Raw genomic sequence first — 12,441 nt, forward strand, 5'->3', positions numbered from 1 at the left:
TCGGATAACGAAGCTCGCTTCGATCGTAGCGGGTCCGGTTCTCAGTCGTCCACATCGGCAGCCTCCACACAGGCAGCCTTGAATCACAAACCCCTCACCTCACTCAATATGTCGCCGGACAGACACTTAGAGGCTTCCGCCTCGCGAAAGCGCCTCAGGATGAGGTGGTGAGTGGGATCGGTCGTGGAACGGGCTCTGAGCGACCGCGCTCAGCGCGCCTCGGACCGCTCCTCCGCCAGCCGCTCGGCGCGGGTGCGCTCGTCGGCGGTGAGGCCGACAAGCGTCTGGTCGAGCCAGGCGTCAGACAGGCCCTGGCCGGCCGCGGTGAGGTTCCAGGCCGCGGCCTCGACCATGTTCTTGGGCACGCCGCGCCCGGTGGCGTAGAGCCGGGCGACGCGGTTCTGCGCGATGGCGTTGCCGCGGGACGCCGCGTGCAGGAAGTAGCGGGCGGCGCGGCCCTCGTCCTTCGGCAGGCCCTTGCCGTTGAACAGCAGGATCGCGAACTCGACCTCGCCGGCGAGGTCGCCGTTGTCGGCCGCCCGCCGGAACAGCTCCGCCGCCTTGGTCGCGTCCTGCGGGACACCGCGGCCCTGCAGGTAGAGGACGCCGAGATCGTGCTGGGCCGGGCCGATCTCGCCGTCCGACGCCTTGCGGAACATCGCCGCCGCGCGGGTCTGGTCGGCCTCGGTGCCGCTGGCGAGCAGCAGCAAGGCGAGGTTGTAGGCCGCCGTCGGCGAGCCGTGCTCGGCCGCCTGCTCGAGCCAGCGCCGGCCGGCCTTCGGGTCCTTGGGAACGCCGCGGCCGTCGAGGGACATCAGGCCCAGCGACGACATCGCGCCGGGCTCGCCCTGCGCCGCCGCGAGGCGGTACCAGTCGGCGGCCTTGACCGGGTCGGGGCGGATGCCGAGGCCCTGGTTGTACAACTCGCCGAGCAGCGTCATCGCCGCCGCGTCCTTGCGGTCGGCCTCGATCCGCTTCGTCGCCTCGCGGAACGCGGTCACGTACTGCCCGCGCTGGTAGGCGCCGTAGGCGAAGTCCGGCGTGCGGTCGGTCGGCGGCGGGCGGGCGCCACCGGAATAGCCGACGGTGTAGGGGGTCGGCAGCTCTCGCATCGGCGGCTTGACCGGGTCGGTGCCCGGCGTCCGGGTCGGCTCGATCGCGCTGGGCGCCGCCATCGCCCCGCCGCCGGCCAGGAGCAGCGCGAGGGTGCTCGAAGCGAGCCGCCTCACGAGGCCGCCTCCGAGAGCGCGGCCTGCACGCGGGCGACGCCTGCGGGGTCGTCCATCCACAGCCCGCTCTCCAGCCCGACGAACTCGGCGCCGGTCGCCGCGAGCGCCGCGACCTCGGCCTCGGTGCAGGCGACGCCGATGCATGGCGTCTCGAAGATTTCGGCCCACCACGCGGTGCGCTCGTGCACGCCCTCTGCGTCGGCGGCGACGCCGTCGGGGTAGAGGCCGCCGAACATCAGGTAGTCGATGCCGGCCTCGCCCGCATCCATCGCCGCGTGCCGGGTCTCGATCCCGCCGACGCCGAGGATGCGGCCGTCGCGCAGACGCCCGCGCAGCTCCTGCAGCGTGCCTTCCTCCGGCTTGTCGACGTGGATGCCATCCGCCCCGCCCCGCGCCGAGATGCTGACGAGGTCGCCCGCGAAACCCGGGGCGGCGACGACCAGCGCCGCGCCGGCCGCCTGCACCGCGGGCGCGACGCGTTTCACCAGGGCGATCAGGCTGCGCTCGTCCGCGGGTGCCAGGCGCAGGATCACCGCGGCCACGTCGCCCGCGGCGCAGGCTCGCTCCAGCGCGGGCACCAGCGCGTCGACATGCTCCGCCCCGACATGGTGCGGCGTCAGCAGGGTGAGGCGGGGTGCGTCGGTCATGCGCCCTGATACCGCCGCGGAGGGCGTCGGGGAAGCGGAGAGGAGCGTTGCGGCCCTGGCAAAGAGAGGTCGAAGTCTCGCTCGAGCGTCCTCGTACGCGCCCGTCATTCTGGGGCTGCGCAGCAGAGCCCGGAATCCAGAACCATAGGCCGTGATCGAGAATGCACCGTCGGCGGCTCTGGATTCCTGGCTCGCCTCACGGCGCCCCGGAATGACGGTGTCGGGGCGGTGAAGGGGGGCCTTCCCTTACCGCCCCGATCGAAGGCGCCGCCTCAGTTCGCGGTGATCTTCGGGTCGAGCGAGCCGTTGGCGTAGCGCTTGGCCATGGCGGAGACCGAGATCGGGCGGATCTTCGAGCCCTGGCCGGCGGTGCCGAACTCCTCGAAGCGCTGCTTGCACAGCTTGGTCATCGCCTCCATGGCGGGCTTGAGGTACTTGCGCGGATCGAACTCGGCCGGGTTCTCGGCGAGCACCTTCCGGATCTGGCCGGTCAGCGCCATGCGGTTGTCGGTGTCGATGTTGATCTTGCGCACGCCGTGCTTGATCCCGCGCTGGATCTCGGCCACCGGCACGCCCCAGGTCGGCTTCATCTGGCCGCCGTACTGGTTGATGATGTCCTGCAGATCCTGCGGCACCGAGGACGAGCCGTGCATGACGAGGTGGGTCGTCGGCAGGCGCCGATGGATCTCCTCGATCACGTTCATCGCGAGCACGTCGCCGTCGGGCTGGCGCGTGAACTTGTAGGCGCCGTGGCTGGTGCCCATCGCCACCGCCAGCGCGTCGACCTTGGTCGCCTGCACGAACTTCACCGCTTCTTCCGGGTCGGTGAGCAGCTGGTCGTGCGAGAGCGTGCCTTCGAAACCGTGGCCGTCCTCGGCCTCGCCCTCGCCGCTCTCGAGCGAGCCGAGCACGCCGAGCTCGCCCTCCACCGAGACGCCGGCCCAGTGCGCCATCTCCGAGACCTTGTGGGTGATGCCGACGTTGTAGGCGTAGTCGGCCGGCGTCTTGCCGTCGGCCTTCAGCGACCCGTCCATCATCACCGAGGTGAAGCCGTACTGGATCGCGGTGGCGCAGGTGGCCTCGTCGCTGCCGTGGTCGAGGTGCATGCAGACGGGGATGTGCGGATAGATCTCGACGAGGCCGTCGATCAGCTTGGCCAGCACGATGTCGTTGGCGTAGGCGCGCGCGCCCTTGCTCGCCTGCAGGATCACCGGGGAATCGGTGGCGTCGGCGGCCGCCATGATGGCGAGCCCCTGCTCCATGTTGTTCATGTTGAAGGCCGGCACGCCGTAGCCGTACTCGGCGGCGTGATCGAGAAGCTGCCTCAACGTGATCCGCGCCATCGTCCGTGCTCCGTCTTAGGTCTGGTCGGGTCTGTGGGGAGAACGCCGCCGCGGCCCGGATGGATCGTGCGGGACGGCGCGAAAATCGCCGGAAAAGTCGGCTGTTGAAACTCAGCTCTTGGCGCGCAGGGCCTCGACGCCCGGAAGCGTCTTGCCCTCCAGCCATTCGAGGAAGGCGCCGCCGGCGGTCGAGATGTAGGAGAAGGTCTCCGAGACGCCCGCATGGTTCAGCGCGGCCACCGTATCGCCGCCGCCGGCGACCGAGACGAGCTTGCCAGACGCCGTGCGATCGGCCGCGTGCCGGGCGGCGGCGACGGTGGCGGCATCGAACGGCGTCAGCTCGAAGGCGCCGAGCGGGCCGTTCCACACCAGCGTCGCGGCCTCGTCGATCGCCGCGTCGATCAGGGCGACGGATTTCGGCCCGGCGTCGAGGATCATGCCGCCCTCGGGCACCGCGTCGACCGAGACGGTCTCGTGGGCCGCGTTCGCCTTGAACTCGGAGGCGACGACGGCGTCGACCGGCAGGATGATCCGGCACTTGGCGGCCTCGGCCGCGGCGATGATGCGCAGGGCGGTCTCGGCGAGGTCCTTCTCGCACAGCGACTTGCCGACGGGCTTGCCCTGCGCGTGCAGGAAGGTGTTGGCCATGCCGCCGCCGATCACCAGCATGTCGACCTTGGCGACGAGGTTCTCGAGCAGGTCGATCTTCGAGGAGACCTTGGCGCCGCCGACCAGAGCGATCACCGGGCGGGCGGGGGCTTCGAGGCCCTTGGTCAGGGCGTCGAGCTCGGCCTGCATCAGGCGGCCGGCATAGGCCGGCAGGCGGTGGGCGAGGCCCTCCGTCGAGGCGTGCGCCCGGTGGGCGGCCGAGAACGCCTCGTTGACGTAGACGTCGCCGTTGGCAGCGAGCGCGTCGGCGAAGGCCGCGTCGTTCGTCTCCTCGCCGGCATGGTAGCGGGTGTTCTCGAGGAGCAGCACGTCGCCGTCCTTAATCGCCGCGATCGCCGCCGACGCGGCCGGGCCGACGCAATCCTCGGCGAAGGCGACCGCGCTGCCAAGCTTGTCGGACAGGGTGGCGACGACGGGGGCTAGCGAATCCTTGGGATCGCGCTTGCCCTTCGGCCGGCCGAAATGGGCGAGCAGCACCACCTTGCCGCCTTGCCCGGCGATCTCGCGGATCGTCGGCACCACGCGCTCGATCCGGGTCGCGTCGGTGACGCGGCCGCCCTCCATCGGGACGTTGAGGTCGACGCGGAGCAGGACGCGCTTGCCCGCCAGCGAGCCGGAATCGTCGAGGGTGCGGAAGGCGGTCATGCGGTCCTGCTCTGTCGGTGTCGGGTCAGCGCGCGGGCGAGGGGGCGGACGACGTGGCGGGGGCTTGGGCCGCAGGCGCGGTGGCGTTCGCGCGCGGCGGCAGCAGGCTGTCGAGGTTGAGCCGCTGCACGGCGACCATCAGCACCACGGTGAGCACGGCGGTGATGATCGCGGTGAGCACCAGGGCGCCGGTGCCGGGCAGGCGCCGCGTGCGCTCGGTCAGGCCGCGCATCTCGGAGCGGAGCGCGGCGAGGTCGGACTGGCGGGCGGCCTCGTTCATGCGGTTCGAGGCGCCCTCGACCTTGTCCTCGACGCGGGTCAGCAGAGACTCGGAGCGGGCGTACTTGTCCTCGATGCGCGAGGTCTTGTCCTCGATCCGGGCGAGCTGGTCGAACAGCTGGTTGGCGGCGATCGGCGTCGCCACGGAGGCGCCGGGAATCGCGGGCTTCGCCTCCACGCGGGCTGTCTCCACATGCGTGGTCGCCGCCGGGATGAAGTCCTGTCCGGTCGCGGTCTTGGGGGCGTCGGTCATGCGTGTCGGACCCTTGCTCGTCTGCGGTTCGGAAGGCGGCCCGGCGCCTCGTGGAGCTGGGCTTGGTCGCGAAACCGCCGGCCCGCGGGTGGCGCCCGCGAGCCGGCCGGGTGAACGGATCAGATCAACGCGTTAGATCAGCTTGGCCATCGCCACGGCCGTGTCGGCCATGCGGTTCGAGAAGCCCCACTCGTTGTCGTACCAGGCGAGGATGCGGACGAAGGTGCCGTCCATGACCTTGGTCTGGTCGAGGTGGAAGGTCGAGGAGTGCGGGTCGTGGTTGAAGTCGATCGAGACGTTGGGCTGGTCGGTGTAGGCCAGCACGCCCTTGAGCGGGCCGTCGGCCGCCGCCACGATCGCCGTGTTGATCTCCTCGACGGAGGTGGCGCGCTTGGCGGTGAACACGAGGTCGACCGCCGAGACGTTCGGCGTCGGCACGCGGATCGAGGTCCCGTCGAGCTTGCCCTTCAACTCGGGCAGCACGAGGCCGACGGCCTTGGCGGCGCCGGTCGAGGTCGGGATCATCGAGAGCGCGGCGGCGCGGGCCCGATAGAGGTCCTTGTGCATCTGGTCCAGCGACGGCTGGTCGTTGGTGTAGGAGTGGATCGTGGTCATGAAGCCGCGCTCGATCCCGACGAGGTCGTTGAGGACCTTCGCCACCGGCACCAGGCAGTTCGTGGTGCACGAGGCGTTCGAGATCACGTGGTGGTCGGCGGTGAGCTGGTCGTGGTTCACGCCGTAGACCACCGTCAGGTCGGCGCCGTCGGCGGGGGCCGAGACGATGACGCGCTTGGCGCCGGCGTCGAGGTGGGCCTTGGCCTTGTCCTTCGAGGTGAAGATGCCGGTGCATTCGAGCGCGATGTCGACGCCGAGCTCGCGGTGCGGCAGCTCGGCCGGGTTGCGCACGGCGGTGACGCGGATGCGGTTGCCGTCGACGACGATGTAGTCGCCGTCGACCACGACCTTGGCGTTGAACCGGCCGTGGATCGAGTCGAAGCGCAGCAGGTGCGCGTTGGTCTCGACCGGCCCCAGGTCGTTGATCGCCACGACCTCGATGTCCTTGCGGCCGGCCTCGTGGATCGCGCGCAGCACGTTGCGGCCGATGCGCCCGAACCCGTTGATGGCAACCTTCACCGTCACGGCGTGACTCCTTCCCGAGATGGGGCGCCACCTTGCGGGCGCCGCTCGATGATACCGGGGCGGCGCGTCGGCCGTCCGGTGCTGCGGCCGGCTCTATGAACCGCCGAATTGAACCTGGGATGAACCGACGCGAGGACCGGGCACGGGTCGCCGGGGACCATCCGTGAGACGGACGACGCGGGCGAGGGCCTCGGGACTGGCACGGGTCGGATATCCGGGCAGAGGATGCGCGCGAGGACAGGCCCTGCGCGTGCGGCGGGTCTCTAACATGGTGCCTCGGGCTGTCAAAGCGCACGCGGTGGCTGTGCGCGCGCAAGCCCTGACAATCCGGACGGCCTGACCGGGCGGGATCGTCCCGACGCGGATTTGCCTGGGCGTGCGGTCGGAATCGGCTGGAAATCCGCTGCGGCTTAGGGGAAACCTGCCCTCGACCATGAGCGAGCCCGCCAGCCCCCCGACCGATCCGCCCGGCGACGACGCTGCCGGGCCCGACTCCGCCGGGCACGACTCGGCCGGGCACGACTCGGCCGGGGACGCCCTGCGCAGGCTCGATGCGGCGTTGCTGCAGCTCGAGGCCGCCGTCGCGCGCCGGCTCGAGGCGGAGGCGAACCCCGCCGACGTCGAGGCGGAGCGCGCGATCATGGCCGAGGACCGCGCCCGGCTGGCCGCCGCCCTCGACGCGGCGAGCGCCCGGCTCGCCCAGGTCGAGACCACCGCGGACACGGTCGGCCGCCGGCTGGAGCGGGCGATCGGCACCGTGGAAGGCGTGCTCGGCCGCCCGGACCCTTGACCGGAGGCGGTGGGCGCGCGCCCAATCCTCCGTCGACCCGACCGCCCGCGTCCGTTCCGAGGCCCGCATGCCCCAGATCAGCGTCACCATCGACGGCAAGAGCTACCGCATGGCCTGCGGCGACGGCGAGGAGGCGCATTTGTCCGCGCTCGCCGCCGACCTCGGCGCGCGGGTCGCCGACATGCGCAAGGCCTTCGGCGAGATCGGCGACATGCGCCTCCAGGTGATGGCGGCGCTGACCATCGCCGACGAGGTCTCCGAGCTGAAGCGCCGGCTCTCGGTGGCGGAAGCCGAGGCCGAACGCCTGCGGGCGGAAACGGCCGCCGCGGGCGCGGCGCAGGCCGACCAGTCGGCCCGCGTCGCCGACGGCGTCTCGAAGGCCGCCGAGCGGATCGAGCGGATGGCGCGGGCGCTCGCCGCCACCGCCGGACCGGCAGGCGCCGACTTGCGCTGAGCCAGCCGACTTGCGCCGAGCCAGCCGACCTGCGCCGATCCAACCGGCCTGCGCCGAGCTGCGACGCCCGGTCGATGAACCTTGGCGGGCCGGCGCCGCGTTGACGGGCCGACGCGGCGTTCCCGCCGCCCGAAAAAGGCTCCCCATGACCATGACGATCGCCGGCGCGTGCCCCGGCTTCCGCGCACGCCTGCTGCTCGGCGGAGCGTTGCTCGCCGGAAGCGCGCTTGCCGGCCCCGCCGTCGCGCAGGACATGCCCGCACCGCAGAAGGATGCCGCGCCGGGTCTGACCAAGGTGGCGAGCTTCGAGCATCAGGTGACCGGCGTCACCGTTTCGAAGGACGGGCGGATCTTCGTGAACTTCCCGCGCTGGACCGAGGACACCGCCGTCTCGGTCGCGGAGCTGAAGGACGGCACGCTGACGCCGTTCCCCGACGCCGAATGGAACGGATGGCGCAACGCCAAGAAGGACCAGGTGGATGCCCGCAACCATTGGGTCTGTGTGCAGAGCGTCGTCGCCGACCCGAAGGGCAACCTCTGGGTGCTCGATCCGGCGGCGCCAGCGATGGCGGCCGTGGTCAAGGACGGGCCGAAGCTCGTCGAGATCGACCTGAAGACCAACAAGCCGGCCCGCACCATCGCCTTCGACGAGACGGTGGCGCCGCAGGGCTCCTACCTGAACGACGTGCGCTTCTCCCCCGACGGCAAGACCGCCTACCTCACCGATTCCGGCGCGAGCGGCGCCCTGGTGGTGGTCGACCTCGACAGCGGCAAGGCGCGCCGCCTCCTCGACGGCGATCCGACCACCATGCCCGACAAGAGCGTGACGGTGAGTTACGACGGCAAGCCGCTGCGCCGCCCCGACGGACGCGGCGTCGAGTTCGCCGCCGACGGCCTCGCGCTCTCGCCCGACGGCAAGACGCTCTACTGGCAGGCGATCAAGGGCAAGACGCTCTACAGCCTGCCGACCGACGCGCTCACCGGCTGGCTGACGTCCGCGGTGGTGCCGAGTGCGCTCACCGACAAGAGCCTCTCGGGCAAGGTCGAGACGGTGGGCGAGAACGGCCCCGCCGACGGCCTGATCATCAGCCGCCACGACGGCCGGATGTACGTCACCGCGCCGGAGGAGAACGCGGTGAAGGTGCGCGACCTCACGGCCAAGGGCGGGACGCCGACGGTGCTGGTCCAGGACCCGCGCCTGCGCTGGCCCGACACCTTCGCCGAGGCACCGGACGGCACCATCCTGTTCACCACCTCGCACATCCAGGATTCGGCCTTCTACAAGCCGGACGCGCCGGCGGCCCTGCCGACCGAGCTGTGGAGCATCAAGCCGGGCGCAGCCGAGGCGACGGGTTCGACGACGGCACCGAAGTAGAGCGGGCACCTTCCCCTCTCCCCGCAAGCGGGGCGAGGGGGGGGCACGGTGATCGCTCCACCCACGGTCTCGATAGGCGCCAGCCGACATCTTGGTGAATGGGCCTACGGCAAACGAAAAAGGCCCGACCTTCCGGTCGAGCCTTTTTTATCTGAGCCGATGCGAACCTCAGCCCGCGTAAGCCCCACCCGTCGTTTGCGGAAAGCGATCCGCGAGCGCCCGGCGAAGCTTTTCCAACGCGCGGTTCTCGATCTGGCGGACGCGCTCCTTGGAGATGCCGAGGCGGTGGCCCAGCGCCTCCAGGGTGGCCTGGTCCTCGGCGAGCCGGCGCTCGCGCAGGATGCGCAACTCGCGCTCGGACAGGACGGTGAGAGCCTGCTGCAGCCAAAGGTGGCGGCGCTCGCCGTCGACCGTGGCTGTGACGGTCTCGTCGGGCAGGGCCGCACCGTCGACAAGGAAGTCCATGCGCTCGGACGAAGCTTCGCTTTCCTCGCCGACCGAGGCGTTGAGCGACATGTCGGGACCGGAGAGCCGGGCGTCCATCAGCGCCACGTCCTCGCGCGACACGCCGATGGCGGTGGCGATGCGACGGTGGATCTCGTCGCCGACACGCTCCTCGGTCGATTGCATCAGCCGGGCGCGCAGGCGCCGCAGGTTGAAGAACAGCGCCTTCTGGGCGGAGCTGGTGCCACCGCGGACGATCGACCAGTTGCGCAGGATGTAGTCCTGGATCGAGGCGCGGATCCACCAGGTGGCGTAGGTCGAGAATCGCACCTCGCGCTCCGGCTCGAACCGGGCCGCGGCCTCCATCAGACCGACATGGCCCTCTTGGACGAGATCGGCCATCGGCAACCCATAGTGGCGGAAGCGCCCGGCCAGCGCGATCACGAGGCGCATATGCGCGGAGATCAGCTTGTGCAGGGCGCGCTCGTCGCGGTCGTACTTCCAGCTCACCGCAAGGCCGCGTTCCTCGTCCCGCTGGAGGAACGGCGCTTCCATCGCGGTGCGAATGAACTGCCGACGAATTCCCGCGATTTCCGCCATTCCGCCTGCCTCTTTCTTCCAAGCGCTTCTGCGGCCTCGACCGCGTCCTGCGGACTCACCGGTACGATCCGGGCATCCACGCAAGGCACCGGACAACGGGAAGGCGAAGGCGATGGTTCCGCGGCGATGCAACAGGGCGCGCGATGCCCGGTTCCGCGGCGCGCACGATTCCGCGAGCGGGTGTTGCCGGACGGCTCCAGCCGACATGCGCTTTGGGGGCCGGCCCAAAGAAAAAGCCCGGCGCTGGCGCACCGGGCTCGGTCGACGATGGAAGGGCCGGAAAGGGTCCGGCCGAGTCGGCGCGCCCTCAGGCGGCCTCTTCCTGGATGGCCTCGTCGCCGTCGGTCTCGGCTTCCGCCTCGGCCTTGCCGCGGCGGGGCGACTTCTGCAGGCTCTGGTCGATGAGCTTGAGCGCCTCGGTCTCGGTAATGCGGTTGACGGTCGAGATCTCACGCACGATCCGGTCGAGGGCGGCCTCGTAGAGCTGGCGCTCGCTGTAGGACTGCTCGGGCTGGGCCTCGGAGCGGAACAGGTCGCGCACCACCTCGGTGACCGAAAGCAGGTCGCCGGAATTGATCTTGGCCTCGTATTCCTGGGCGCGGCGCGACCACATCGTCCGCTTGACGCGGGCGCGGCCGGTCAGCACGTCGAGGGCCTTCTTCACCAGCTCCGGCTCGGCGAGCTTGCGCATGCCGACGCTGTTGGCCTTCGCGGTGGGGACGCGCAGGACCATCTTGTCCTTCTCGAAGGAGACGACGAACAGCTCGAGCTTGTAGCCGGCGATCTCCTGCTCTTCGATCGCGGTGATGCGGCCGACGCCGTGGGCGGGATAGACCACCGCCTCGCCGGTCTTGAATCCCTGGCGGCCCGTCGTCGGCTTCTTGGCTGTTGTCATGCGAGAAGGGCCTCCAGAACAAAGCGCGGGGGGTTGCAAGCACCCGCGTGACCATGTCTTCCGGGACGGGACACCCGGCTTCCGACGCCCGACCGACGCCGCCGACCAGACAGGTCGGGCAGGCGGAGGCTCCCAGGCGAGCCGTGCGCAGCCCATGATAGAACAACCGCCGAAGGCAACGCCTCCAGCAGTCGAGCGCGTGCATCCTGTGATCCCGGGTGATCCGGGTTTCGCGTTTTGAACGCGGCAGGCGGCACGTCAGGCGCGAGCGACGGCAGAAGGATTGTCTATCACAAATCAACGGTCGAATCAAAGCAGCGCGACGCACCCCGGACGGTTCGGGACCATCCGGAGCGCGTTATGCACGGGTTCGCTGGGGCCGGCCGCGGGCCGGCGAGGCAAACGCAAGGCAACCCGAAGGCCAGCCGCCGCGTCGATACGCGGGATCGTGCCGGCTTGTTCAGTCGCCGGTGCCGGGGGCGGCGGAGAAGTGGGCCTCGAACTTGCCGGCCACGCCGTCCCAATCCTTGGCGTCGCCGGGCGCGTCCTTCTTCTGGGTGATGTTCGGCCAGTCCTTTGCGTAGTCGGCGTTGACCTTGAGCCAGGTCTCGAGGTTCGGCTCGGTGTCCGGCTTGATCGCCTCGGCCGGGCATTCCGGTTCGCAGACGCCGCAATCGATGCACTCGTCGGGGTGGATGACGAGCATGTTCTCGCCTTCGTAGAAGCAGTCCACCGGGCAGACTTCCACGCAGTCCATGTACTTGCACTTGATGCAATTGTCGGTGACGACGTAGGTCATGGTGCGATTTTCGTCCTCGATCCGCGCTGGCCGCATCCGCGGCCGCCGGGGGCTCGAACGGTCTCGCGGGCGGGCGAAGGCGCGTTCGGCTTGCGTGTCGACGGGCCCTCGTAGGCGGCCCTTGGATGGGAAGGGCTCTAGCCCCTGCCAAAGGGGCTGACAAGCGCAGCCATGCCGCAACCTGGCCGCCGCACGGGACTGTGGCTTGTCTACAATGATTCCAGGGGCGGGCTGGGCTCTACAGAGAGAGGGGCCGGAGCCTCGTCGCCCCCGGCGGCGAGGTCCGCGTAGAGCAGCCGGGCGACCGGGGCCGAGCCGCGATGCGTCCCGAGGTCCAGGACCCGCAGGATGAGAGTGGCGTGGGCGGCGGCGACCGTCAGCACGTCGCCGACGGCCAGCCCCTTGGCCGGCAGGGTGATCCGCGTCCCGTTGAGGCGGACGTGGCCGTCTTCCACGAGGCGGGCGGCGAGCGCGCGGGACTTCGCGAACCGCGCGAACCACAGCCACTTGTCCAGCCGCTGCCGCCCTTCCTTCATGCAGACCGGCGGTGCCTCAGCGCTTGCCGCCTTCGCCGGATTCTAGCTGCGCCTTCAGGGCGGCGAGCTTGGCGAAGGGCGAATCGGGATCGGGCGCCCGCTCGCGGCGCGGGGGCCGGGCATCCGGTCGAGGGCCGGCATGGCGCGGCTCGTCGCGGCGGTCGGGCCGGGCGCCGGGCTCGAAGCGCTCGCGGCGCGGGCCGTCGTGGCGGCGCGGCCCTTCCGGCCGGCCACCCTCGGGCCGGGGACCATCCTGACGGGGGCCGTCCTGGCGCGGCGGTCGGTCGCGGCCCTCGGTCGCGTGCGGACGGGGCCGGTCGCGGCCGCCGTCGCGGCGCTGCTC

14 protein-coding genes are annotated in these 12,441 nt (G+C 70.8%); 4 read left to right on the forward strand and 10 right to left on the reverse strand.

The window, feature by feature from the left end; genetic code table 11:
• Window positions 1–209: 209 nt before the first annotated feature.
• The 6 genes from FV234_RS23285 to gap form a co-directional block, all read right to left on the reverse strand.
• Entirely contained in the window at window positions 210–1,229 is a 1,020-nt protein-coding gene (locus FV234_RS23285) for a tetratricopeptide repeat protein (RefSeq protein WP_238270240.1), read from the reverse strand.
• Window positions 1,226–1,876 carry a thiamine phosphate synthase gene (locus FV234_RS23290; protein WP_147815518.1) on the reverse strand — a complete coding sequence of 217 codons (651 nt, stop codon included), beginning with the start codon at window positions 1,874–1,876 and terminating at the stop codon, window positions 1,226–1,228. The genes FV234_RS23285 and FV234_RS23290 overlap by 4 nt, the downstream gene beginning before the upstream one ends.
• Before the next feature lie 272 nt (window positions 1,877–2,148).
• Window positions 2,149–3,219, reverse strand: a complete 1,071-nt coding sequence (gene fba / locus FV234_RS23295) for a class II fructose-bisphosphate aldolase (RefSeq protein WP_147815517.1) — start codon at window positions 3,217–3,219, stop codon at window positions 2,149–2,151.
• Between the two features lie 111 nt (window positions 3,220–3,330).
• Window positions 3,331–4,533: a phosphoglycerate kinase gene (locus FV234_RS23300; RefSeq protein ID WP_147762786.1), complete on the reverse strand. Its 1,203-nt coding sequence runs from the start codon at window positions 4,531–4,533 to the stop codon at window positions 3,331–3,333.
• Between the two features lie 25 nt (window positions 4,534–4,558).
• Entirely contained in the window at window positions 4,559–5,065 is a 507-nt protein-coding gene (locus FV234_RS23305) for a hypothetical protein (RefSeq protein ID WP_238270242.1), read from the reverse strand.
• Window positions 5,066–5,197: 132 nt separating this feature from the next.
• On the reverse strand, window positions 5,198–6,205 hold the full coding sequence (gap, locus tag FV234_RS23310; RefSeq protein ID WP_147762785.1) for a type I glyceraldehyde-3-phosphate dehydrogenase: 1,008 nt from the start codon (window positions 6,203–6,205) through the stop codon (window positions 5,198–5,200).
• 433 nt (window positions 6,206–6,638) lie between these two features.
• On the opposite strand from gap, the gene FV234_RS23315 reads away from it, so the two are divergent.
• The 3 genes from FV234_RS23315 to FV234_RS23325 all read left to right on the forward strand — a co-directional run bounded on the left by FV234_RS23315 (window position 6,639) and on the right by FV234_RS23325 (window position 8,824).
• A complete protein-coding gene (locus FV234_RS23315; protein WP_147831970.1) occupies window positions 6,639–6,995 on the forward strand; it encodes a DUF4164 family protein in 357 nt (118 codons plus the stop codon).
• A 67-nt stretch (window positions 6,996–7,062) separates the two neighbouring features.
• Window positions 7,063–7,449 carry a cell division protein ZapA gene (gene zapA, locus FV234_RS23320; RefSeq protein WP_147750381.1) on the forward strand — a complete coding sequence of 129 codons (387 nt, stop codon included), beginning with the start codon at window positions 7,063–7,065 and terminating at the stop codon, window positions 7,447–7,449.
• Window positions 7,450–7,702: 253 nt separating this feature from the next.
• Window positions 7,703–8,824, forward strand: a complete 1,122-nt coding sequence (locus tag FV234_RS23325) for an L-dopachrome tautomerase-related protein (RefSeq protein WP_147762795.1) — start codon at window positions 7,703–7,705, stop codon at window positions 8,822–8,824.
• A 168-nt stretch (window positions 8,825–8,992) separates the two neighbouring features.
• Here the strand turns inward: FV234_RS23325 and FV234_RS23330 are convergent, their stop codons facing one another.
• From FV234_RS23330 to FV234_RS23345, 4 genes are all read right to left on the reverse strand, one after another.
• On the reverse strand, window positions 8,993–9,868 hold the full coding sequence (locus FV234_RS23330; RefSeq protein WP_147831974.1) for an RNA polymerase factor sigma-32: 876 nt from the start codon (window positions 9,866–9,868) through the stop codon (window positions 8,993–8,995).
• A gap of 307 nt (window positions 9,869–10,175) precedes the next feature.
• Window positions 10,176–10,763, reverse strand: coding sequence for a CarD family transcriptional regulator (locus FV234_RS23335; protein WP_147762783.1), 588 nt, complete (start codon window positions 10,761–10,763; stop codon window positions 10,176–10,178).
• A 460-nt stretch (window positions 10,764–11,223) separates the two neighbouring features.
• Window positions 11,224–11,562: a ferredoxin FdxA gene (fdxA, locus tag FV234_RS23340; RefSeq protein WP_147750383.1), complete on the reverse strand. Its 339-nt coding sequence runs from the start codon at window positions 11,560–11,562 to the stop codon at window positions 11,224–11,226.
• A 209-nt stretch (window positions 11,563–11,771) separates the two neighbouring features.
• Complete coding sequence (locus FV234_RS23345) at window positions 11,772–12,098, reverse strand: RNA-binding S4 domain-containing protein (protein WP_147831972.1); 327 nt, start codon at window positions 12,096–12,098, stop codon at window positions 11,772–11,774.
• 139 nt (window positions 12,099–12,237) lie between these two features.
• Here FV234_RS23345 and FV234_RS27005 point away from each other — a divergent pair.
• The coding region (locus tag FV234_RS27005) for a hypothetical protein (RefSeq protein WP_210250967.1) at window positions 12,238–12,441 on the forward strand (204 nt) is incomplete at its 3' end.

Origin of the sequence: Methylobacterium sp. WL8 (assembly GCF_008040045.1) — a bacterium.
Taxonomy (GTDB): Bacteria; Pseudomonadota; Alphaproteobacteria; order Rhizobiales; family Beijerinckiaceae; genus Methylobacterium; species Methylobacterium cerastii.